The sequence below is a fragment of the Citrobacter sp. Cpo147 genome (assembly GCF_030332405.1).
In the GTDB taxonomy this organism is placed as follows: Bacteria; Pseudomonadota; Gammaproteobacteria; order Enterobacterales; family Enterobacteriaceae; genus Citrobacter; species Citrobacter portucalensis.
The window spans coordinates 391,583-412,631 of sequence record NZ_JAOWHX010000033.1; the positions used below are offsets into that span (position 1 = coordinate 391,583).

Annotated in this window: 24 protein-coding genes; 3 read left to right on the forward strand and 21 right to left on the reverse strand. The window is 55.1% G+C overall.

Annotated features, from left to right (window positions below):
* The first annotated feature begins 53 nt into the window (after positions 1 to 53).
* Genes OGY06_RS14045 through OGY06_RS14055 form a run of 3 tightly spaced genes read left to right on the forward strand, consistent with a single transcriptional unit; the run spans position 54 to position 3,457 of the window.
* On the forward strand, positions 54 to 1,091 hold the full coding sequence (locus OGY06_RS14045; RefSeq protein WP_125112519.1) for an extracellular solute-binding protein: 1,038 nt from the start codon (positions 54 to 56) through the stop codon (positions 1,089 to 1,091).
* A complete protein-coding gene (locus OGY06_RS14050; protein ID WP_218667337.1) occupies positions 1,075 to 2,763 on the forward strand; it encodes an ABC transporter permease in 1,689 nt (562 codons plus the stop codon). Before OGY06_RS14045 ends, OGY06_RS14050 begins: the two co-directional genes overlap by 17 nt.
* A 10-nt stretch (positions 2,764 to 2,773) precedes the next feature.
* Positions 2,774 to 3,457, forward strand: coding sequence for an ABC transporter ATP-binding protein (locus OGY06_RS14055; protein WP_191222418.1), 684 nt, complete (start codon positions 2,774 to 2,776; stop codon positions 3,455 to 3,457).
* A 24-nt stretch (positions 3,458 to 3,481) separates the two neighbouring features.
* On the opposite strand, the gene ldtA is transcribed toward OGY06_RS14055, so the two are convergent.
* The 21 genes from ldtA to OGY06_RS14160 all read right to left on the reverse strand — a co-directional run bounded on the left by ldtA (position 3,482) and on the right by OGY06_RS14160 (position 21,026).
* Positions 3,482 to 4,411, reverse strand: a complete 930-nt coding sequence (gene ldtA, locus OGY06_RS14060; RefSeq protein WP_193134166.1) for a L,D-transpeptidase — start codon at positions 4,409 to 4,411, stop codon at positions 3,482 to 3,484.
* Positions 4,412 to 4,538: 127 nt separating this feature from the next.
* Positions 4,539 to 5,603 carry a nicotinate-nucleotide--dimethylbenzimidazole phosphoribosyltransferase gene (cobT, locus tag OGY06_RS14065; RefSeq protein WP_003834080.1) on the reverse strand — a complete coding sequence of 355 codons (1,065 nt, stop codon included), beginning with the start codon at positions 5,601 to 5,603 and terminating at the stop codon, positions 4,539 to 4,541.
* 24 nt (positions 5,604 to 5,627) lie between these two features.
* On the reverse strand, positions 5,628 to 6,371 hold the full coding sequence (cobS, locus tag OGY06_RS14070; RefSeq protein ID WP_003834082.1) for an adenosylcobinamide-GDP ribazoletransferase: 744 nt from the start codon (positions 6,369 to 6,371) through the stop codon (positions 5,628 to 5,630).
* A complete protein-coding gene (gene cobU / locus OGY06_RS14075) occupies positions 6,368 to 6,913 on the reverse strand; it encodes a bifunctional adenosylcobinamide kinase/adenosylcobinamide-phosphate guanylyltransferase (RefSeq protein WP_008785131.1) in 546 nt (181 codons plus the stop codon). The genes cobS and cobU overlap by 4 nt, the downstream gene beginning before the upstream one ends.
* A complete protein-coding gene (locus OGY06_RS14080) occupies positions 6,910 to 8,430 on the reverse strand; it encodes a cobyric acid synthase (RefSeq protein WP_003834085.1) in 1,521 nt (506 codons plus the stop codon). The genes cobU and OGY06_RS14080 overlap by 4 nt, the downstream gene beginning before the upstream one ends.
* The gene (locus OGY06_RS14085; RefSeq protein WP_003834086.1) at positions 8,427 to 9,242 is read right to left on the reverse strand and encodes an energy-coupling factor ABC transporter ATP-binding protein; all 816 of its coding nucleotides are present in this window, start codon (positions 9,240 to 9,242) and stop codon (positions 8,427 to 8,429) included. Before OGY06_RS14085 ends, OGY06_RS14080 begins: the two co-directional genes overlap by 4 nt.
* A gap of 8 nt (positions 9,243 to 9,250) precedes the next feature.
* Positions 9,251 to 9,928, reverse strand: coding sequence for an energy-coupling factor ABC transporter transmembrane protein (locus OGY06_RS14090; protein ID WP_003834087.1), 678 nt, complete (start codon positions 9,926 to 9,928; stop codon positions 9,251 to 9,253).
* Complete coding sequence (locus OGY06_RS14095) at positions 9,915 to 10,196, reverse strand: energy-coupling factor ABC transporter substrate-binding protein (protein WP_003030289.1); 282 nt, start codon at positions 10,194 to 10,196, stop codon at positions 9,915 to 9,917. The genes OGY06_RS14090 and OGY06_RS14095 overlap by 14 nt, the downstream gene beginning before the upstream one ends.
* A gap of 2 nt (positions 10,197 to 10,198) precedes the next feature.
* Positions 10,199 to 10,936 (reverse strand): cobalt ECF transporter S component CbiM, encoded by a 738-nt coding sequence (cbiM, locus tag OGY06_RS14100; protein WP_003834098.1) that lies wholly within the window; start codon positions 10,934 to 10,936, stop codon positions 10,199 to 10,201.
* Positions 10,933 to 11,646 (reverse strand): cobalt-factor II C(20)-methyltransferase, encoded by a 714-nt coding sequence (locus OGY06_RS14105; RefSeq protein ID WP_063940443.1) that lies wholly within the window; start codon positions 11,644 to 11,646, stop codon positions 10,933 to 10,935. Before OGY06_RS14105 ends, cbiM begins: the two co-directional genes overlap by 4 nt.
* Positions 11,643 to 12,437 carry a sirohydrochlorin cobaltochelatase gene (gene cbiK, locus OGY06_RS14110; protein ID WP_218667334.1) on the reverse strand — a complete coding sequence of 265 codons (795 nt, stop codon included), beginning with the start codon at positions 12,435 to 12,437 and terminating at the stop codon, positions 11,643 to 11,645. Before cbiK ends, OGY06_RS14105 begins: the two co-directional genes overlap by 4 nt.
* 10 nt (positions 12,438 to 12,447) lie before the next feature.
* Entirely contained in the window at positions 12,448 to 13,233 is a 786-nt protein-coding gene (locus OGY06_RS14115) for a cobalt-precorrin-6A reductase (protein WP_003834104.1), read from the reverse strand.
* Positions 13,230 to 13,955: a precorrin-3B C(17)-methyltransferase gene (locus OGY06_RS14120; RefSeq protein ID WP_003030278.1), complete on the reverse strand. Its 726-nt coding sequence runs from the start codon at positions 13,953 to 13,955 to the stop codon at positions 13,230 to 13,232. Before OGY06_RS14120 ends, OGY06_RS14115 begins: the two co-directional genes overlap by 4 nt.
* On the reverse strand, positions 13,955 to 15,010 hold the full coding sequence (gene cbiG / locus OGY06_RS14125; protein ID WP_218667333.1) for a cobalt-precorrin 5A hydrolase: 1,056 nt from the start codon (positions 15,008 to 15,010) through the stop codon (positions 13,955 to 13,957). Before cbiG ends, OGY06_RS14120 begins: the two co-directional genes overlap by 1 nt.
* On the reverse strand, positions 14,991 to 15,764 hold the full coding sequence (locus OGY06_RS14130; protein ID WP_240389237.1) for a cobalt-precorrin-4 methyltransferase: 774 nt from the start codon (positions 15,762 to 15,764) through the stop codon (positions 14,991 to 14,993). Before OGY06_RS14130 ends, cbiG begins: the two co-directional genes overlap by 20 nt.
* Positions 15,757 to 16,326, reverse strand: coding sequence for a decarboxylating cobalt-precorrin-6B (C(15))-methyltransferase (locus OGY06_RS14135; RefSeq protein WP_003834109.1), 570 nt, complete (start codon positions 16,324 to 16,326; stop codon positions 15,757 to 15,759). Before OGY06_RS14135 ends, OGY06_RS14130 begins: the two co-directional genes overlap by 8 nt.
* On the reverse strand, positions 16,316 to 16,921 hold the full coding sequence (locus tag OGY06_RS14140; protein WP_003834111.1) for a cobalt-precorrin-7 (C(5))-methyltransferase: 606 nt from the start codon (positions 16,919 to 16,921) through the stop codon (positions 16,316 to 16,318). The genes OGY06_RS14135 and OGY06_RS14140 overlap by 11 nt, the downstream gene beginning before the upstream one ends.
* On the reverse strand, positions 16,915 to 18,051 hold the full coding sequence (gene cbiD, locus OGY06_RS14145; RefSeq protein WP_003834113.1) for a cobalt-precorrin-5B (C(1))-methyltransferase CbiD: 1,137 nt from the start codon (positions 18,049 to 18,051) through the stop codon (positions 16,915 to 16,917). The genes OGY06_RS14140 and cbiD overlap by 7 nt, the downstream gene beginning before the upstream one ends.
* On the reverse strand, positions 18,048 to 18,680 hold the full coding sequence (locus tag OGY06_RS14150) for a cobalt-precorrin-8 methylmutase (protein WP_003834115.1): 633 nt from the start codon (positions 18,678 to 18,680) through the stop codon (positions 18,048 to 18,050). The genes cbiD and OGY06_RS14150 overlap by 4 nt, the downstream gene beginning before the upstream one ends.
* Before the next feature lie 10 nt (positions 18,681 to 18,690).
* Positions 18,691 to 19,650 (reverse strand): adenosylcobinamide-phosphate synthase CbiB, encoded by a 960-nt coding sequence (gene cbiB / locus OGY06_RS14155; protein ID WP_197385741.1) that lies wholly within the window; start codon positions 19,648 to 19,650, stop codon positions 18,691 to 18,693.
* Positions 19,647 to 21,026, reverse strand: a complete 1,380-nt coding sequence (locus OGY06_RS14160; RefSeq protein WP_286605562.1) for a cobyrinic acid a,c-diamide synthase CobB — start codon at positions 21,024 to 21,026, stop codon at positions 19,647 to 19,649. Before OGY06_RS14160 ends, cbiB begins: the two co-directional genes overlap by 4 nt.
* Between the last annotated feature and the right edge of the window lie 23 nt (positions 21,027 to 21,049).

A 21,049-nucleotide genomic window follows, 5' to 3' on the forward strand; every position in this document is an offset into this window, starting at 1 on the left:
AACGAGCCCCCGCTCGGTTCACTGTACGTTCCAATTACTCTGGGATATAAACGATGAATTCTCTGCCTCGCGCCGGACTGCGCCGTATCACACTTGCCTCTGCCCTGGTCTTCTCTGTTAGCCTACCGGCTTTCGCTCAGGAAACGTTAACGCTCTATACCACCCGTGAACCGGGTCTGATCCAGCCTTTGCTTGATAGCTGGACCAAAACCAGCGGCATCAAAGTCAGTACGGTCTATATCAAGGACGGTATGCTTGAGCGCGTTAAAGCTGAAGGTAAAAATTCACCTGCCGACCTGCTGATGACCGTCGATGCCGGTAACCTCATTGATTTAGTGGAAGCGGGTGTAACTCAGCCTGTAGAGTCAGAAGCACTGAAAACCGCTATTCCGGCTAATCTGCGCGGCGCAGATGATCAGTGGTTTGCGCTGTCGATGCGTGCCCGCGTGCTGTATGCCGAGAAGTCACTGCCAATCGATAACTGGCATTACGAACAACTCGCCAGCCCTGAGTACAAAGGTAAAGTCTGTATTCGTTCCGGACAGCACCCGTATAACACGGCGCTGATCGCCGCAATGATTGCTCATCACGGTGAAGCAAAGACCGAAGAATGGCTGCGCGGTGTGAAAGCTAACCTGGCGCGTAAAGCTACCGGTGGCGACCGCGATGTTGCTCGCGATATTCTCGGCGGAATTTGCGATATTGGTCTCGCCAACTCCTATTACGTCGGCCATATGAAAAACGCCAAAGAAGGCAGTGATGCACGTCAGTGGGGCGATGCGATTAAAGTCGTTAAACCCACCTTTGAAAATGGCGGTACACACGTCAACATCAGTGGCGCAGCTGTAGCCCGCTATGCGCCAAATAAAGCCGATGCCGTTAAGCTGATGGAATATCTGGTTTCCGCACCTGCCCAGCAGCAGTATGCGAAAGCGAACTTCGAATACCCGGTATTGAAAGGCGTGACGCTTGATCCGGTTATCAGCGCAACTATTGGTGAAATCAACGTCGATAAAACGCCGTTAACCGAAATCGTTAAATATCGTAAACAAGCTAGTCTGCTGGTAGATAAAGTTGGATTCGATCAATAAACCTCTGCAGTTTCCGACGTTACGCGGCCTGGTTTCCGGGCCGCAGTCATTATTAACGCCGCTACATCTTGGCGCGCTGTGCGTAGCGCTTGGCGTTCTGACACCGATCATTGCGCTGATTTGGCAGGCTACCCAGGCCGATTTATCTCACTGGGATAATCTCCTGACGTATGTACTGCCTGCCGCACTAAAAAATACCGTGCTGTTATTAGCCGGTGTCGCGGTGATGGTCGGCGTGATTGGCGTAGGCAGCGCATGGGCGGTAACGGCATGGGATTTTCCTGGACGTAAAATTCTTAGCTGGGCGTTACTGTTGCCGCTGGCAATGCCAACCTACATTGTGGCCTTTGCGTGGCTCGATCTGCTGCATCCGATTGGCCCCCTGCAAACCTTTATCCGTTTTTTACTGGGCTTTGACAGCCCAAGACAGTTCCGGCTGCCAGATTTACGCTCACTTTCCGGCGCAATCATCCTGCTCGGATTAGTGCTATACCCATACGTGTATCTGACAACCCGCGCTATGTTTATCAGCCAGCCGGCCCATTTACTGGAAGCCGCACGCACGCTGGGATGCAGCGCAACCGGAACCTTTTTTCGTGTTGCTTTGCCCATGGCCCGTCCGGCACTGGCCGTTGGGATCAGCCTGGCACTGCTGGAAACGCTCAACGATATTGGCGCATCGGAGTTTCTCGGGGTACAGACGTTAACCGTTACCGTGTACACCACATGGATCTCGCGTTCTGATTTATCTGCTGCGGCGCAAATTGCCTGCATGATGCTGATGTTTATATTCCTGATTCTGACACTGGAATTTTATGGTCGCAAAAAACAAGGATTCAGCAGCCGCAGCCTGCGGGAAATTCAACCTTCGCGCGTGCAGGGCTGGCGCGGTTGGCTGCTCGGTGGCGTTATTTCACTGCCGGTTGTACTGGGTTTTCTGGCACCGGTACTGTTTTTACTGTGGGAAAGCGCCAAACGCATAGGCGATGAGAACCCCCTTTCCTCTTCGTTACTGTCAGCATTGCAAAATACGCTATCGCTGGCAGCGGGAACCACGCTGGTGGTGGTTTGCGTCAGTATGCTGGTGGCCTGGAGCGCCCGCCATAGCGCCGCAGACAACGCCATGCCGGGATTTCGTCGCGGCGTGATGCGTCTGGCCTCTTTAGGCTATGCGGTTCCCGGCACAATTCTGGCGATTGGTTTTTTACCCCCCGCCATGGCTGTCGACCGCTGGCTGGCCGATTTACTGGATGTTCGCGGCCTGCCGCTGATGTCCGCAGGGATCCTGCTGGTAATTTGTTGTGCCATGCGATTCCAGGCGATTGCCATTGGCGCGCTGGATTCTGGTCTGGGCCGCATTCCACCTTCGCTGGAACAGGCGTCTCGTCTGTTGGGCGAGAATGGTGCGGGGACGTTTGCACGAGTCCATTTTCCCCTGCTGCGCCCGGCATTAGTCAGCAGTGCCCTGCTGGTTTTTGCTGATGCCATGAAAGAGCTGCCAACAACGTTGCTTTTGCGCCCGGTCAATTTTGAAACGCTGGCAACGTTACTGTATGCGGAAGCCGCACGTGGAACCTATGAAGAAGGTGCTATCGCCGCGCTAATGATTGTTTTAGCTGGCACGCTACCGGTTATTTTGTTGGTGCGTCACCAAATGACTCGCCGTGGTTAAGAGAGCAACAATGTCAGAAATTGCATTACGACTCGAGGATGTACACGTTGCTTATGGCAACAGCCAGCAATCGGTACTGAGCGGATTTTCAATGTCGGTACGTAAAGGTGAAATTGCCTGTCTGCTGGGTGCTTCAGGCTGCGGAAAAACCACGGTACTACGCGCAGTTGCCGGATTTGAACGCCTGCAAAACGGAGAGATCTATGTGTCACAGCGACGTGTTGCCGGTCCCGGCGTTCATCTGCCACCGGAAAAACGTCATGTCGGCATGGTCTTCCAGGAATATGCGTTATTCCCCCATCTGACCGCGCAGCAAAATGTGGCCTTTGGATTGCGTCGCATGCCGCGTGAGGAACAACAGGCCAGAGTGACTGAGCTGTTGAAAATGGTGGAGTTACACAGCCATGCCAACCGCTATCCGCATGAGCTTTCCGGCGGGCAACAACAGCGTATCGCCCTTGCGCGCGCGTTGGCGCCACATCCGGAAATCCTGTTGCTGGATGAACCCTTCTCCAGCCTGGATAAGCGCACACGTGAGCGTCTTGGCAACGAGGTTCGGGATATTTTGCGCGCCGCCGGGCAAACGGCGCTGTTGGTTACCCACAGTGAACACGAAGCCCAACTAATGGCTGACCATATTGGCGTGGTAAAAATGGGGCAGTATCAAATTAAAAAAGCGACCCATCCGACCTGAAGGTCAACAAAGTCGCCCTGAAAATTAATAATGCTTCTGTACCAGGCTGATGTTCACCGGCATACCGGAGCGCCTTTCCAGTGCCTGGCTCCCGCGGCTCACATCCACGTCATTCCCGCTGATAAAGGTGCGCAAAGCGGGAGTGACTGACAAAGGCACCTTTCTGTCAGACTCGTATTCCGAACGGTTTCGTGACAGCGGCTCATGAACTTCCACCCAGCGACTACCGTCCGGCTCTTCGCTGTATTTCACCGGTCGGTCAATTAATTGTACACGCGTCCCTACAGGCACCGTATCAAACAGGTACTTGATGTCATCATTCCGCAAACGGATGCACCCCTGACTTACCCGCAAACCAATGCCAAAATTCGCATTTGTGCCATGTATGGCATAAAGCCTGCCGATATAAATCGCATACAGCCCCATCGGGTTATCTGGTCCAGCGGGCACAAACGCAGGCAAGGATTCCCCGCGTGCGGCGTATTCACGGCGGGTATTTGGCGTCGGTGTCCAGCTTGGTGCTTCCTGCTTACGTTCGACTGCCGTCACCCAGTTACGCGGCGTTTCTCTACCCGCCTGACCAATGCCAATGGGTAAAACCTCAACCGTATTGCTGCCAGCAGGATAATAGTAAAGCCGCATCTCGGCGACGTTGATGACAATCCCCTCGCGCACGGTATCCGGAAGTATCAGTTGCTGCGGTACAACCAGCGTTGAACCCGATTTAGGCAGAAAAACATCGACGCCCGGATTGGCTTCAAGCATATTGCTCAACCCCTGCCCGTACTGAGCGGCAAATGCCTCCAGCGGCTTGGTGTTTCCTGGTGGAACCGTAATAGTCAAAGGACTACCCACCAGGCGACTCCCTTCTGGCGGCAGCGGATAACTCACCGCCTGTGCGCCCTGACTCGCAAGCAGCATAATGAGTGAACAAAGCAGTTTTACACGACGCATCTTTTTCCTTTCCTTCGTCGCAACAGATATCCGTTAAGTATAGCTTTTATTATCTGTTTTAGTGGGTTACGACATATCTGCGCATAAAAAAACCTCGCCAACAGGCGAGGTTCAGGTTGAGCGGTAACTACGCTTCCTTACCATCTGGAAGCACAATATTGCTGGCGGCTAACTGCCCCATATTTTTGTACATAGCGCAGGCAGCTTCAATAATCGGCATCGCCAGCGCGGCCCCGCTACCTTCACCTAAACGCATCCCCATATTCAGATAAGGATCTAATTCAAGATGCGCCAGCGCGGTGCGGGCACCCTTCTCAGCGGAGAAGTGTGACGGGATTAGGTAGGGTTTAATCTGCGGTGCAATCTGGCTGGCCGCCAGAGCAGCAGAATACGAAAGAAAACCATCCAGCACGACCGGCAGGCCACAGGAGGCCGCACCAAGCATCACCCCCGCCATACCGACAAGATCAAACCCGCCAACCTTAGCCAGCACATCGACACCGTCAAGGCGATCCGGTTGATTGACGGCAATTGCCCGGCGCACAACGTCTACCTTATTCCCCACCCGAGAAAGAGGAAGGTTAGCGCCAATACCCACGACTTCCTCAGCATCACTGCCGGTCAGCACACTGACAATGGCCGCCGCAGGTGTGGTATTTGCCATACCAAGCTCACCGACACCAAACAGCGTTACGCCGTCTTTTGCCAGTTCATGGGTATAGCGGATGACTTCCAGCAACAGCTCTTCTGCCTGCGAACGGCTCATTGCCGGACCTTCGGCTATATTGCCGCAGCCGCGTGCCACACGCATATTCACCACACCGGGAATAGGTTCAGCATCAATCCCAACATCTATCACATGGACCTTCGCCCCCGCCTGAGCGGCCAGGACGCAGACGCCGGTCGTTCCACGCGTCATATTGGCAGCCTGAATAGCCGTGACAACTTTAGGCGAAACGGCAACCCCTTCATCCCACACACCGTGATCGGCGCACATCACCAGCATCGCTTTGCCATTCACATGCGGCACACCCTTCAGGCCAGGCATCCCGGCCAATTGTACGGCGAGAGATTCGAGTCGCCCCAAACTTCCCGGCGGCTTAAGCAAGCCGTCGATATGCTGCTGCGCGCGCAGCATCGCGGCACTGTCGGGTGATGGGATCGTGCGGAGTAAAGAGGTTAAAGTCTGCATAAGGGTTCCAGTATGTGGGCTGACTCAGAGCAGAGCCAGCAAGAAAATCAACTCGCCAAGTTCAATGGCAGCGCCCAGCGTATCGCCGGTTTGCCCACCCAACGTGCGTTTTAATAACTGCCCAAGAATAAAAATCGCCACTATTGTGACAACCAGCGCTGCCACGCCGCGCATGCCGGGAAGTAGCACGGCGGCAAGGATCGCCGCTAATCCCAACGTAACGCAGGTTTGACGCCCGGTGACTTTGCCAATAAAAACGTTGCCCAGCCCTTCTTCGCGGGCATAGCGATGCCGATACATCAGCAACACCGCCGTTCCTCGCCCGGCGACACATGCAGCTGCCAGCGCGGCCAGCATTGGCGTGCCACGCAAAGCCAGTTCACTCACCACCAGTACCTTCGCCAGTAAAACGAAAATTAACGCCAGTCCACCGTGGGTGCCCAGACGACTGTCGCGCATGATTTCCAGCATCCGCTCGCGTCGGCGCGCCGAAAAAATGCCGTCACAGGTATCCGCCAGACCATCCAGATGAAATCCCCCGGTCAGCAATGCCAGTGTCAACACCGCAAAAAGGGCCGCCAACGGAATACCGCACCAGGGCTGGAGCGCCATAAAGACCAGCCCCGTCAGCCCTCCCAACACGACGCCAATCAGGGGAAACATTACAATACCGCGGGAATAGTGCTCGAAATCCAGTCCTTGCGACCAGCGAGCAGGAACGGGCAAGCGACTGATAAAAGAGAGCATTGCCCAGAACAACTTACTCATTTAATTTTGACTCCAATTCCTGATACCACCAGCCAGACCTCATCCGCTGCCGCCGCCAGTCGCTGGTTCACGCGTCCTGCAATATCACGAAAATGCCGCGCCAGACGGTTCTCCGGCACAATCCCCATTCCCACTTCGTTTGTGACCAACACGATCTTTGCCGGGCAGCGCTGACAGGCTGCGATCAGCGAACGGATTTCACCTTCGATAGACTGCTCCATCGCCGCGTAATCCCAGCTGTCCGGATCGCTTTCACCGCCCAGCGCAAACAGCAAGTTGGTCACCATCGTGGTGATGCATTCCAGCAGAATAGCTTCCTGAGGATCGTTCGCTGTCGTGATCAGTTCATCAAGATGTTGCCAACGTTCGGCTGTCCGCCAGTGCGCAGGACGTCCATCGCGATGATGCTGAATTCGCGCAGCCATCTCCTCATCAAAAATCTGCGAAGTCGCAATATACAAAACGTTTGGGGAATCAGCGATCAGCGCTTCCGCATGCCGACTCTTACCGCTTCGCGCGCCGCCAGTAACCAGAATCATCATACTGGCTCCCGGTGTTGCTGCATGATGGTATAAATTTTCTCAATATCGATGTGTTGCCGCATCGCATCCGCCAGCAGATCAAACTGCTGCGATTTATATTGCGCGTAATGGAAGGTGGAATCCAGCGGAGCTAACCCTTTACGTTCTCGCAGGCCATTGATCAACGCTCGGGTGAAATCATCGCTGTCGAAAAGACCGTGAAGATAGGTGCCGAACGCCAGGCCATCCGGAGTGACCGCGCCGTCAGCAACGTTGCCGCCGTCTTTGTGCAACGTCATCACCGACCGGCATTCATCGGTTAATGCTGTTTCGCCCATATGAATTTCATAACCGCGAACGGATAACCCCGCCGTGCCCGCCAACCAGTCAGGCAGCGATGAGGACATTTTTCCCTCAACCAGGGTCGTGGTTTTGTGCTGGGCAAAATGGGTGACTGTATTGAGCAAGCCCAGCCCCGGCAGCGTACCGAGCCCCGACTCTACTTCATCAATGATGGTGTCACCGAGCATTTGATAGCCGCCGCAAATCCCCACCACCGGTACGTTATTACGATGTAATTGCACGACGCCATGTGCCATCCCGCTTTCACGCAGCCACACCAGATCGCCAAGGGTATTTTTACTACCCGGCAAAATCACCAGATCGGCCCCCGCCAACTCTTCAGGCTGACGAACATAGCGCACGCGCACATCCGGCTGCGCAGCAAGCGCATTAAAATCAGTAAAGTTAGATATGTGTGGAATTTGAACAACGGCGATGTCGATGTCGCGTTTGTCAGTGCGCAAATACTTGCCCTTTTGCAGCGCAACGCCATCTTCATCTTCCAGATCAACATCCAGCCATGGCATCACGCCCAGTACCGGAACACCGGTCAGCGCTTCAATTTGCTCGATACCAGAGTGCAGCAGCGTCACATCACCGCGAAACTTATTGATGATCACCCCTTTTACCCGCGCGCGTTCGTGATCGTGCAACAGCGCCAGCGTGCCGTAAATGGAAGCAAACACTCCGCCACGATCGATATCCGCCACCAAAACGACAGGGCACTGAGCCATCTCTGCCATACCCATATTGACGATATCGCGATCGCGCAGGTTAATCTCTGCCGGGCTCCCCGCACCTTCCAGCACCAGCACATCAAACTCCTGCGCCAGGCTGTTATAAACTGACAGGATCTGTTCCCGCAGACGTGGCTTGTACTCGTGGTAACTCACCGCGTCCATATCGGTCGCCACTTTGCCCATCAGCACCACCTGCGCTTTTCGATCGCTGGTCGGTTTAAGCAGCACCGGGTTCATACGCACATCTGGCGTAATACCTGCAGCTTCAGCCTGAAAAATTTGCGCGCGGCCCATTTCTTTTCCCTCTGGCGTAATGCCAGAGTTCAGCGCCATGTTCTGCGATTTGAACGGCGCTGTATGCAGTCCATCCTGATAAAAAATACGACACAGCCCGGCGACCAATACGCTTTTACCTACATCAGATGCCGTTCCCTGCAACATTATTGCCTGCGTCATGACGCCTCCTTCAGTGCGTTCTCTCGCATACAGCTAAAAAATTCAGCCTCTGTTTTACACAGCGGGAAGCCCAGCTCTGTATGCAGCTTCACCAGCCAGGGCTGAGTTAATCCCGCTTGTTCAATCAGTTCAGTCTGGGCGAACACGTCGCCTGGCGCGCCGTGCGTGAGTACTTCGCCCCGGCGTAAAACGTACACCGCATCACTAACTTCATAGATAAGATCGATATCATGGCTGGAAATTACGACGCGGTTTCCTTGCGCAACGATGCGTTTGATTATCTCAATCATCTGCGTGCGGCCTGACGGGTCGAGGCCCGCAGTAGGTTCATCCAGCAGCAGATACTGCGCCTGCAACACCAACGCCCCGGCAATCGCTACGCGTTTTTTTTGCCCATGGCTTAAACACTGAATGGGCTGATGGCGAAAATGCTGGGCGTCGACCAGCGTAAGCGCATCTTCCACGCGGCGAGCGATTTCAGCCTCATCCACCCCAAGATTGCGCAGGCTAAAGGCGATATCGCTGTCGATATCGGTATAAAAGATTTGCTGATCGGGGTCCTGAAATACCGTTGCCACCTGTTGACGCAGCGCCAGCAGGCCGCGCTTGCTGTAATCCAGCGGTTTGCCCTGCCACATCACCGCGCCTTGCTGTGGGCGCAATAAGCCACTCAGGTTCATAAACAGCGTGGATTTCCCGCAACCATTAGCGCCTACCAGCCCGGTGACGGCATGCGTAGAAAAATCCAGCGTTAGCCCTTTGAGGATCGGGTCATCCTGATAGCGAAACCAAAGCGCTGAGGTGGCAAGCATACTTTTCCTTACAGGTGAAAATCACCCTGATACAGTTTGATATCCAGTGTGGTGGTCATTTGCTGGTAGCGGATCAACACGCGGGTAAACAGCAATCCCACCAGCATTGCCAGAGAGCGGTAGCCCAACGGCAAGCTACGATAACCAAAACGCAGCGTTTGTGCGCGATGAATAGCCAGCGCCTCGTCTAACAGGATAAAAATAAACCGCCAGGTCAGCAGGATCTGCTCAGTTAGCAGGCGAGGAACATGCGCGCGTTTGAGTAAGATAATTAATTGCGGAAACGGCAGATTCAGCACCAGCCAGAAAGTTGCCGCCAGCGCGGCAAGGCTGCGCCAGAAGGTTTCATTGGCGGTTACCAGACCTGGTGCGCTGATCCCCAACCAATAACTTCCCACAGGTATGCTGGCCAACAGCGTCTGTGGATCGCGGCTGATGCTAAACAAAATGGTCACCACGCCAACCGTGAGAAAACCAAACGGTAATGCCATCCAACGGCACCAGCGCCAGAAGGAAATACGCAGCAGCCAGCAGCTCAGCGCGGCAATAAGTAAAAGCTCAATACCCTGCCCCAATGGGGGCAGAGTAAACGCCAGAATCATCATCACCAGCCAGAGCAGAAATTTCCGCACCGGCGAGACATGAACCCAACGGCTTTGATAGCTAAGCCTGTCAAGCCCGGTCATCACGGCGTTGCCTACCCTTGGTGTAACCCAGGATATAGAAAATCACAGCTGCGCCCAGCGATCCCTGGAGTGTAAACAGCAGACTTTCAATTTCACCGCTTGCGGGTTCATACAACGGCTGGAACCAGGGCTCATAATGCGGGGCAATAGCCTGAATCTGGCTTTCCGCCTCACCATCTGAACCGCCGTATTCCCCACCGTGGTTGATAAAGAACGGCAGGATCACCAGCGCCACTACCATGCCCAATATAATCAGCGTCTTTTTCATCGTTAATGCCCTTGTGCGGTTATCAACTGGCGTTTGGTTAGCTGATCGTAAATCAGCACGGTAAGTAACCCTTCCGCAATCGCAATTGGGATCTGCGTCAGGCAGAAAATCCCCATGAACTTAATGATTGAGCCGGTAGCACCAGCAGAGGGATCCGGGAACGCAACGCCCAGCTGTACCGAGGTCACAAAATAGGTGACGAGATCCGCCAGCATCGCACACAGGAAGACGCAGACATCACGACGCAGCCCTGCGCGGCAGGCCATTTTCCACACCATGTAACCCACTACCGGGCCAATTACCGCCATCGACATGCCGTTCGCGCCGAGCGTCGTTAAACCACCGTGTGCCAGCAGCAGAGCCTGGAACAGCAGGACAATCGCCCCAAGGATGGCAACCACGCCCGGTCCAAACAGGATAACCGCCAGGCCTACACCGGTAGGATGTGAGCAGCTTCCTGTAACGGAAGGAATTTTCAGCGCCGACAGCACAAAAATAAAAGCGCCACACAGGGCCAGCAAAACCTTCTGGTGGTTATCCTCCTGCACAATTTGGCGCAGACGTACCAGCCCGTACCACAGGCAGGGTAAAAACAGCAGCCACCAGGCCAGCGCCCACATCGGCGGCAAGAAACCTTCCATAATGTGCATGGCGAACGCTTGTTCAGGAACAATCATCAGTAATAGCGCCGCAGCCAACCCGCTGAAAGACAGCTGTTTTAGCTGTTGTTCAAGCTTCATTGTGCATACTCCCACTGTTTATTGACCAGAATGGTCGAGAAATAAGGCAGCGGCTGATCGTCGCTCACCTCATCGAGATGACGCCAGCACTGTTCACCTGGCAGCGTGGCTTCAGACATCATTAATGCACAGTCCAACAAACCCTCTTGTTGTAGCAGCGCTTTAATACGCGCAAAACGACCGTACACTTTCATCAACACCAGACTGTCATGCTGTTTTAACGCTTGCTGGATTTCCGCTTCCGGTGCGGTACAGGAGACCACCGCCAGTGACTGCTGCTCCATAGCGAGCGGCGTTTTGGAACGCGCGGCAATCGCGGCGAAAGACGTGACGCCAGGAACGATTTCCAGCCAGTCAGGACAACCAATACGCTGAAGTAAAAAGACCCAGGTGCTGAACAGCATCGCATCGCCGAGAGTGATAAACCCCACCTGCTTACCGGCCTCGACTTCCTGAACCAGCGCGGCAGCAACTTCATCCCAGACGGCCTCTTTTTCAACGCTATCGGCACTCATAGGAAAATGACAGCAGCGGACTTCGGTCTGTTCACCGATATACTCACGTACAATCGACAATGCCAGACTGTCACCGCCTTTACGCCCGGCAGGCGCATAGAGAATATCCAGCGCGCCCAGCGTGCGTGCGGCACGCACGGTAATCAAGTCGGAAGCACCTGGCCCGGTGCTCAGTGCATACAGTTTTCCGCTCATGCTGCTTCCTCCAGCGCCACATTAAGCGCCTGCTGTAAATGTGCCACGAACATGGCGCGAACCGCCGGGTTCTCACCCAGACCACTAAGCCACGGCGTAGCCGGTATCCCTGCTGCATTGAACAACGTTTTCCAGGAATCATCTTCGTCGGAGGCCATATCGTTGATGGCATGGTCGCCAGCGACTAACATCAGCGGCATCAGATGCACCGCCGTCACCCCTTCCTGAGATAAACTTTCAATCAACACATCCACTTCCGGATAGCTTTCCACCGCCCCAACCCGCGCGGGAAAGCGCTGCGCCGTCATCATGTGGTCGAGACAGGCATAGGCGGCAAAAGCATGGTGGCTGGCACCGTGTCCCATAAAAACCACTTTTTCACTTTCGCCAAGCGCCGGCATCTGCTGTTGCAGCGCCAGCATCAACTGGGTGTAATCTTCATGGCTGCTCAGCAGCGGTACACCCAGCGTCAGGCGTGAAAACAGCGGACGCATACTTTGCACTTCGCGGACAATTTTTTCGTATTCGTCGCCATTGATAATGTGCAGTGACTGAATAGCCACATCCTGATACCCCTGCTCCGCCAGTTTTTGCAGCGCCTGCAGCGGCGTATCGATTTCAATGCCGTCGCGCTGCTTGAGCTTGCGGATTATCATCCCGGAGGTAAACGCCCGGAACAGGTCGCGGTCAGGGCAGCTAGCTGCAAGATCGCGCTCACAGGTCACAATATTTTTCTCGCAGGTGTCGTGATAGCTGGTGCCAAAGCTGACCACCAGAAGCGCCTTTTTCATCTCAAACTCCTTAAGCAGTGGCCAGCCAGCGCGTTAAACGCACCCCAAAGGCGGCCTGACTTTCCAGTAACTCTTCTCCCGTCACCAATGGTGCCGGACGTGTAATCACGATGCAGGGGATTCCGGCATCCAGACAGGGCTGAACCTTTTCCTGATAACCACCTTCAGCGCCAGATGCTTTGGTGATCACCACATCAGCCTGGCACTGGCGATAAAACGCGGCGTTGAACTCGGCGCTGAACGGCCCGCACAGTGCGAAGATTTCACCGACACCAAATCCCAGATCCGCGCATTGCTGAATGACCTCAGGAACAGGCAGAACGCGCGCCAGCAGCGTTTTTTCAGGCAACCCTTCGCGCCAGATGGCCAGATCTTTACTGCCGGTAGTCAGCAGCACACGATCGCCGAAGCGTCGCGCCACCTCACAGGCTTGCGGAATGCTTTGTACGGTATACAGGTGCGGGTGAGTTAACCCACTCAACTGCTCAGGGCGCTGGTAGCGGCTTAGCAGTACGCCCGCCGCTTCGCAGGCGCTCATGATGTTGCGGCTCACCACCTCGGCGTACGGATGCGAGGCATCGATCACCCAGCGCGTCCGATTTTCCTGTAGCCAGGCAATCATTTGTTCTCGCTCCAGACGCCCGCAGCGCACCTGGCCTTTGATGTCTCCCGCCAGTTGTTTCCCTGTTGGGGTTGCAACTGACAGGGTGTAGGCCACGTTTGCCGCATCCAGTTGCTGGCACAGCATGCGCGCATCGCTCGTACCGCCCATGACCAGCACATCACCGTAATTCACAGCACATAACCTCGTGGCGTGATCATCAGGCCGTCCTGAACATAGGTTGTTTTGTTACCCACGATCACAAGGCTGGTCATATCAACCGGTTCGAAATCCATTTCACCGAGCGTGGTTAACCATTTTTCCTGCTTTTTACGTCCGGCAGACTTCACAATACCAACCGGCGTTTGCGCGCTTTTGCTGGCGGAAAGCAGCTCAAATGCGCGCGCCAGATGACCTTCGCGACCCCGACTGCGCGGGTTGTAGAAACAGATAACAAAGTCTGCCTCACCGGCGGCAACGATGCGTTTTTCAATAACCGGCCATGGCGTTAACAGATCGCTTAAGCTGATGTGGCAGAAGTCGTGCATCAGCGGCGCGCCCAGCAAAGAGGCCGCGGCAATACTAGCGGTCATGCCAGGTATTAGCCTGACCTCAACATCCAGCTTTTGCTTGCTGACCAGTTCGAGCACCAGCCCGGCCATACCGTAAATCCCCGCGTCACCGCTACTGATCAGCGCCACGTTATGACCCGCCTGTGCCAGTTCGATCGCCGCCTGGCAGCGTTCAATCTCTTTGCACATTCCGGTTTTGATCACCTGCTTGTCACCCGTGAACGCTTTTACCAGATGGGTGTAGGTTTTATAGCCAACGATGATTTCCGCTGCCTGCAGTGCTTCAACGGCTTCCATGGTCATCATTGCCTGCGAGCCAGGGCCAATTCCAATTACGCTTAACATCAGTGTGAAACTCCCAAAGTGATGGTGACGCCCTGTTCTCGCAGGGTCTCGCCTAACAGTTTTCCGTGGCTCAACAGCCAGGCTGCAGGACCGGAAACGCTTCCTGTACCTACCGTTTTGCGAACAAACGATGAGGCCGGAAAACGGTGCTCATGCTCACGCAGCGCGTCAGCGGTAAAGGTTTCGAAAGGAACGCGACAGCACGAAGCCAGTTGGATAAGTCCCTGTTCATCTTTTTTCAGCGTGATGCTGCCAATCGCTTTTAGCGCCAACGGATCGAGCTGTTGAGCTTCAAGTTGCCGGGCAAGCAGCGCAGCCAGCAGAGGGAACGGCGTATCACGGCGACAGCCAATTCCGGCCACAACCCGCTGTGGCACCAACTTCCAGTGCTGAACAGGCAGGTCAGGTAAATTGGTGCGTAAGGTGATGCACACCAACGCATCCAGTTCGGGGAGCTGGTTAAGATCGGTAACCGTAATAAATCCGCGCCGGTCGCAATGGCTGACATCCTGCGTCAGTTCGTCATCCCACCACAGACCAACCCGTTTATTGCTGACCAGCATCTGATTCACGATCTTCACCGCCGAACGGAAATCACTCATCCGGGCATTCAGTTGAAATGCCAGCGTATCCAGTGCCGCCATATCGTTCACATCCGTCGCGGTAGTGATAACCGGGTCAGCGCCCAACATGCCCGCCAGATAACGCGCCAACGCATTGGCACCGCCCGCGTGGCCGGAGAGCAGGCTGATGACATGCTGGGCACGTTCATCAATGACCACCACTGCCGGATCGCAGAATTTGTCATTGACCAGCGGGGCCAGTACGCGCACCGCAATGCCGGTCGCACCGACAAAAATCAGCGCCGAGTAATTCGTAAACGCTTCGCGGGCGGTATTCGCAAAACCGTTTTCAAAGGGAATAAACCCCTCCTCCAGCAGCTTTTCACTGGTAAAACAGGTAACCGGCAGCATGGCTGCCAGACGTTTCGCCAGCACAACGCCACCAGGAGTCAGGCAAAAAAGCGCAATTGACTCAGGCTTTACGGTATTCATGGCTAAAGTCCGCCGCATAGAGTTTGGAGTAGTGATACTCCGAGCCCAGGAAATTACCGACCAGAATAAGGGCCGTTTTACGGATGTCCGCATCGCGAACCTTGTCGCCAATATCCGCCAGGGTCCCGCGCACAGTCTGGCTTTCCGGCCAGGTCGCTTTATAGATCACCGCCACGGGCGTGGTCGCCGGATAGCCGCCTTCAATCAGACGCTCAGCCACCCGATGAATGCGCTGGACGGAAAGATAAATCGCCATAGATGTCTGGTGACTGGCAAAAGACTCCAACTGTTCACGTTCCGGTACCGGGGTGCGGCCTTCCAGGCGCGTAATGATCAGACTCTGTGAAACTTCAGGTACGGTGTACTCCACACCCAGCTCCGCCGCCGCGCCGAGGAACGCGCTGACGCCAGGCACCACCTGCCAGTCAATCCCGCGTTTGGTCAGCTCCTCACCCTGCTCGCGTACGGAACCGTACAACGAGACATCGCCGGTTTGCAGGCGCACAACGGTCTTGCCCGCTTTCACTCCAGCTTCCATCAGATCAAGGATCTGCTCCAGATGCAGTTCAGCGCTGTCGTGACATTCAGCACCGGCAGGGCAATACTCCAGCAGTTCAGTGTTAATCAGCGATCCGGCGTAGATAACAACCTGCGCCTGCTGTAGCAACCGGTAACCTTTGAGGGTAATCAGCTCGCGATCGCCAGGACCTGCGCCAACAAACCACACGCTACGGGGATCAAAAATCTCAGACATGGTTTCCTTCCTTCTGACAGGCGATAACAAATACGGGGTTATTCGGTTTGAAATAGTGACCACTGCCAAGCGTGGCAAGCGAGGAAACCTGTAACTGCAGGCAATCCACTCCCTGTACGCCAAGATGGTCCAGATGTGCCAGCGCGGTGTTGAGGTTTTCCTGGAGGATAAACGTCATCACCAAACGCCCTGCGGGATGCAATTGGCGCATCGACCAGTCAATCAGTTCGGTCAAATGGCCGCCGCTGCCGCCCATGAAGATGGCATCGGCTTTTTCCGTGATGGTCATGGGTGCAACACCGGGAAAAATATCGATATTTGCGCAGGCAAAATGCTGGCGGTTTTCATCCAGCAACCTAAGCGCCGCCGGGTTACGTTCGATGGCCGTTACACGTAATCCGGGATATTGCAACGCGGCTTCTATCGACACGCTGCCGGTTCCGGCGCCAATATCAATCAGGTGACTGGCGCGGTGTAATTCAAGTTTTGAGAGGGCAAGTGCGCGTACCGCTTCTTTAGTCATCGGCACTTTCTCTCCACGCAGAAACAGCTCATCTTTCATCAAGGATCACCACTGCATTCATGTCATAGTCAGCGTTAACTTCACGCACAGGCAGGAAATGGATCTGTTCGTTTTCCATCGCCAGGTTTTCGCCAATCACCATCCAGCGATGCCCCTTGCCTCGGGCAATGAGCTGCTGTGCGATTTCACGCGGGCCACACAGCGCATCAGTCACCATCGCCACCTTGTTATGCCGCGCCAGCTCGTCGAAACAGACGCTGCGGCCATGGCTACTGGTCAGCCACATATCGTTCATATCAATACCGGACTGCGCGCACAGGTACTGCACCGCGCTAATACCGGGAATTATCCGCACATTCTCAATGCCAAAATGCGCCACCATACGCGTCCCGATGCCGTAAAACAGCGGGTCGCCAGACGCCAGTACCACAACATGCTTCTCCTGGTGCGCACTAATCCAGCTCAGGAGTTCCGGGATATTGGCGCCAAGAGCAAACTGTTCACCGGCAAAATCCGGGAATTGCTGCAAATGCCGCTTTCCACCGACCAGAACATCCGCCGTCGCGACCGCTTCACGCGCCGCAGGCGTCATCAAATGCAAACCGGCTGGCCCCATCCCTACAACGGTTAACATTGCATCTCCTCAGCAATCTCTGCGACCGGGCGATTACTGCCAAGCACCTGATTATCAAAAGAAAACATGATAGCGTCGCAGGTCGGGGGATTTTTGGTAAAGCGCAGCGTTTGCAGGACACGCATACAGATGCGCTTAGCCAGGTGGTTATAAATGTGCTGAAAACCGTATGCGTCGATGTGTTCCATCGCCGCCTCGGTGGTATCGCAGTCGCTGACCAGCGTCAGCAGTTCCAGCGGTGCGCCAAGTAGCGCGAGGTGGGCCACCAGCGTTTCCATGCGGGCATCGGCAATATGGCTATGAGTGTGGAAGATCCCCGCCGCGATTTTGACGAGCTTACCGGGGTGCCCCACCAGCACGATTTGCCGGAACCCCAGACGTACGGCTTCTTCAATCATGTAACCGACAAAGTTGCTCATGGTGACCACAACCTGGGTGTCGATACCCATCTGCTCGCGAACAAAACGCTCGCCGTGGTTTCCAGGCACCAGTACGACACGCTCCAGCCCCGCCGCCCGCTTAATTTCCAGCTCCAGCGACAGTGAACGCTTCCAGCTCTCTTCCGACATCGGCGTGACAATACCCGTGGTGCCAATAATCGAAATGCCGCCCAAAATGCCAAGGCGCGAGTTGTAGGTTTTTTGCGCCCGTTCTTCGCCTTCTGGCGCGAAGATTTCAATCTGCGCCCCACGATTTGGGCCAATCGCTTCGCGGACGGCAGATTCAATGGTCTGGCGAGGTGTACGGTTAATCGCCGAACTGCCCACCGGCAGGCCAATCCCTTTGCGGGTTACCGTACCGACCCCTTCACCGCCCTGTAAGGCAATCACGCCACTATCGTCTAACGTCACGCGGGCAAAAATCAGCATGCCGTGGGTGGCGTCCACATCATCTCCACCGTCTTTGCGGATGGCCGCTATTGCCTGCTGCCCTTCGATATGCGGTGACTCCACGCTCAGGCACAGCGTCACCCCGGAAGGCGTCACGATGGAAACCTGATGGATGAGGTGTTGGCGCAATACCATCAACGCGGCAACTTTTGCCGCAGCCGTGGCGCACGATCCCGTGGTATATCCTTTACGCAGCGCTTTACCGTTGTGCCACACCGGCGTATCGAAGGCCTCGCTCATCGCGCCCCCTGCATGTGATAAAGCATGGCGTTGACGATAGCGGCGGCGACATTGCTTCCCCCTTTGCGGCCTAACGCTGCAATGGCGGGCAAATTGCTTTGGGTCAGGGCATCTTTCGACTCTTCAGCACCAACGAACCCGACCGGTACACCCACCACACCGCTGACGGCAACATCATGCTCAAGCAGGCGGAACAGCGCAGTCGGCGCGTTGCCAAAGACAAACAGCTTTTCCCCCTCTTCCTTCACCGCAATGTCAACCGCCGCCATGGACCGGGTAATACCCTGCTCTTTTGCCGTACGCACAACCCGCGGGTCGCTGATGTAGCAGCGGCATTCACCGCCGAATTTTGCCAGCAGCGTTTTATTGATCCCGGAAAGCGCCATCGTGGTGTCGGTATAAATCACGCTCGAACGGCTAAGCGCAGCACAAAACTGCTCCAGCACATCACGGGAAAACCACAGAATGTCCAGCCAGTCAAAATCTGCCGTCGTGTGAATAACACGCTTGATAATGGCTTCATGTAACGGACTGGCAAACTGATAGTCCGGACGCGTTTCACGGATGATCTCGCCAATAATGTCGAAACTTTTGGCTTCAATCGCCTGGGGTTGCTGGATATATTGCATTATGTTGTCCTCAGGCTACACCGACCCACAGCCACCGCAGCGCAATAAACAGCGCCAGTGCCAGCGTCGATGCCACCCACATCAGTCGAATCGTATGGGAAATGTCGTCTACCGAAATGTCGCGTTGAGCATCACCGATCCACGGTTTCTCAACGCGCTCGCCAAAGTAGTCATTAGGACCACCCAGACGAATGCCTAATGCCCCGGCTACGGATGCCTCTGACCACGCACAGTTTGGGCTGCTGTGGTTGTAGCGATCGCGCCAGCCAATCTGTAAAGCTCGCGAGCCGTCTTTACGGCATAAAAATGCCGCCACGCCCAGCAACAGCCAGCTCAGTCTTGCAGGAATAAAGTTCGCAACATCGTCCAGACGCGCGCTGACCATACCAATAGCGCGGTATTTTTCATGTTTGTAGCCCACCATGGAGTCAAGGGTGTTTACCGCTTTGTAGGCCATCGCCAGGGGCGCACCGCCGAGGAGGAGAAAGAACAACGGCGCGATAATGCCGTCTACGGTGTTTTCAGCCACGGTTTCCACCACCGCGCGATTGATCTGCTGCGGTTGCAGTTGTGAGGTATCACGCCCCACAATCCATGACAATTTTTCCCGACTCTGAGCAAGGTCACCGGCCCGCAGCGGACGTTCGACATCCTGCGCGGCCTTTGCCAGGCAGCGCCCGGCCAGCACGGTAAAGATCATCCATACCTCTACCACCCAACCCAACCAGGGATGAACAGATTCTGCCAGTGCCAGCACGCCCCAGGACACAGCCCAGGTCAGACCAACCACCACAATCCACATCACCGCACCGCCAATGCGCAGCGCACGGTCGCTATAACAGTAACGCCGAACAATTCGCTGCACGGCAGAAATCAGATTGCCAATCCAGCGCACCGGATGCGGCCAGTTCTGCGGATCGCCGATGATAAAATCAAGCAGCCAGGCAACACACCACGCAAGGATCGTCATAGCGCACTCCTCGCGGCTGCCAGCCAATGGTTAAGCATCTGCGGACGTTGAGCAAAATGAACGTGTAGATAGCTGGCGAAGGTGTTTCCGACCTGCCAGCCGCCGGACCAGGCTTGCAGCGTTTTACCATCGCGCACTTTGCGACAGTTCATCACCGCTGGCGTTTCAGGAGTAAAATCGGAGTAGTGGAATTCATGTCCGCGCAGCACTTCACCTTCTGCAGCTAACAATGTTTGCTGCGCGGCCTGCGCTTCGCAGTAGCCAAATCGGGTCAGACGTTTCCCCATTTTGCTGTGGCCGGGAATGATATCCGCCATCAGCCAGGTATCGCCGTTGCTGTCCTCAAGCGAACTGCCGAGATACATCAGCCCCCCGCACTCTGCATAAATCGCGACGCCACGTTGATGTGCCTCTCGCAGTTGATTCAGTATCGAGACATTGCGAGCCAGCGCCGCAGCGTGTAGCTCAGGATATCCGCCACCTAACCAGATCATCTGACAGTCCGGCAAACAGGTGTCGTGCAACGGGCTAAAACGAACAATATTTAGCCCCGTACGTTCCAGCAGCGTAATGTTATCCGGGTAGTAGAAGTTGAAGGCTTCGTCATCGGCAATTGCAACCGTTAGCCCTGCTCCGGCGTCTGCGGCGGGCAGCGTTGGCCATTCGCCAGCAGGAAGATTGGTTGACTGGCTTAATGTCAGCAGCGCGTCAATATCAAGGGTTTGCTCCAGTGTCGCGGCAAAAGCCTGCCACGGTTGCTGATTGATAACCGACTCACGTGCGGTTACTAAACCCAGATGACGTTCGGGAAGGGCAACGCCCTCCATACGGGGTACGTAGCCCAAGACGGGTACATCGCAGTAACGTTCGATTGCGACTTTCAGTAACTGGTAATGCGTTTCGCTGTTAACCCGATTAACAATAACCCCGGCGATGTTCAGGGTGGGATCAAAATGCTGAAACCCCATTACCGTTGCGGCGATTGAAGTGGAAACGGCTTTACCATCAACCAGTAAGATGACCGGACAGCCTAACTGTTTAGCCATCGCGGCGGTGCTGCAGTAGTTTGGGTCGGTACCATAGCCGTCATACAGCCCCATCACACCTTCAATAACGGCAATATCCGCATGTTGCATCTGCTCGTTGAATAGAGCGTTCAGCGTGGGGACGGGAAGCATGAAGCTATCAAGATTACGGGAAGCGGTACCGCATACCGCTGTATGCCAGCCGGTATCAAGGTAATCAGGACCCACTTTGCATGGCTGGACGCGCAAACCGCGTTTTTTCAACAAGCTCAACAAGCCCAGCGTCACCGTGGTTTTACCACAGCCGCTTCCGGTACCTGCAAGAACAAATGCGTGAAAATTGGCCGCCATACCCTGATCCTGTTCAGGGTGGT

Excerpts from the sequence above, each read along its gene's own strand:
- cbiG (WP_218667333.1), bottom strand. The coding sequence starts at position 15,010 with ATGAATACCGTAAAGCCTGAGTCAATTGCGCTTTTTTGCCTGACTCCT.
- OGY06_RS14095 (WP_003030289.1), bottom strand. The coding sequence starts at position 10,196 with ATGAAAAAGACGCTGATTATATTGGGCATGGTAGTGGCGCTGGTGATC.
- OGY06_RS14130 (WP_240389237.1), bottom strand. The coding sequence starts at position 15,764 with ATGTCTGAGATTTTTGATCCCCGTAGCGTGTGGTTTGTTGGCGCAGGT.
- OGY06_RS14135 (WP_003834109.1), bottom strand. The coding sequence starts at position 16,326 with ATGAAAGATGAGCTGTTTCTGCGTGGAGAGAAAGTGCCGATGACTAAA.
- cobT (WP_003834080.1), bottom strand. The coding sequence starts at position 5,603 with ATGCAGACTTTAACCTCTTTACTCCGCACGATCCCATCACCCGACAGT.
- cobS (WP_003834082.1), bottom strand. The coding sequence starts at position 6,371 with ATGAGTAAGTTGTTCTGGGCAATGCTCTCTTTTATCAGTCGCTTGCCC.
- OGY06_RS14080 (WP_003834085.1), bottom strand. The coding sequence starts at position 8,430 with ATGACGCAGGCAATAATGTTGCAGGGAACGGCATCTGATGTAGGTAAA.
- OGY06_RS14150 (WP_003834115.1), bottom strand. The coding sequence starts at position 18,680 with ATGCAATATATCCAGCAACCCCAGGCGATTGAAGCCAAAAGTTTCGAC.
- OGY06_RS14055 (WP_191222418.1), top strand. The coding sequence starts at position 2,774 with ATGTCAGAAATTGCATTACGACTCGAGGATGTACACGTTGCTTATGGC.
- cbiM (WP_003834098.1), bottom strand. The coding sequence starts at position 10,936 with ATGAAGCTTGAACAACAGCTAAAACAGCTGTCTTTCAGCGGGTTGGCT.
- OGY06_RS14085 (WP_003834086.1), bottom strand. The coding sequence starts at position 9,242 with ATGCTTGCCACCTCAGCGCTTTGGTTTCGCTATCAGGATGACCCGATC.
- cobU (WP_008785131.1), bottom strand. The coding sequence starts at position 6,913 with ATGATGATTCTGGTTACTGGCGGCGCGCGAAGCGGTAAGAGTCGGCAT.
- OGY06_RS14090 (WP_003834087.1), bottom strand. The coding sequence starts at position 9,928 with ATGACCGGGCTTGACAGGCTTAGCTATCAAAGCCGTTGGGTTCATGTC.
- OGY06_RS14120 (WP_003030278.1), bottom strand. The coding sequence starts at position 13,955 with ATGTTAAGCGTAATTGGAATTGGCCCTGGCTCGCAGGCAATGATGACC.
- cbiK (WP_218667334.1), bottom strand. The coding sequence starts at position 12,437 with ATGAAAAAGGCGCTTCTGGTGGTCAGCTTTGGCACCAGCTATCACGAC.
- cbiD (WP_003834113.1), bottom strand. The coding sequence starts at position 18,051 with ATGAGCGAGGCCTTCGATACGCCGGTGTGGCACAACGGTAAAGCGCTG.
- OGY06_RS14105 (WP_063940443.1), bottom strand. The coding sequence starts at position 11,646 with ATGAGCGGAAAACTGTATGCACTGAGCACCGGGCCAGGTGCTTCCGAC.
- ldtA (WP_193134166.1), bottom strand. The coding sequence starts at position 4,411 with ATGCGTCGTGTAAAACTGCTTTGTTCACTCATTATGCTGCTTGCGAGT.
- OGY06_RS14160 (WP_286605562.1), bottom strand. The coding sequence starts at position 21,026 with ATGGCGGCCAATTTTCACGCATTTGTTCTTGCAGGTACCGGAAGCGGC.
- OGY06_RS14140 (WP_003834111.1), bottom strand. The coding sequence starts at position 16,921 with ATGTTAACCGTTGTAGGGATGGGGCCAGCCGGTTTGCATTTGATGACG.
- OGY06_RS14045 (WP_125112519.1), top strand. The coding sequence starts at position 54 with ATGAATTCTCTGCCTCGCGCCGGACTGCGCCGTATCACACTTGCCTCT.
- cbiB (WP_197385741.1), bottom strand. The coding sequence starts at position 19,650 with ATGACGATCCTTGCGTGGTGTGTTGCCTGGCTGCTTGATTTTATCATC.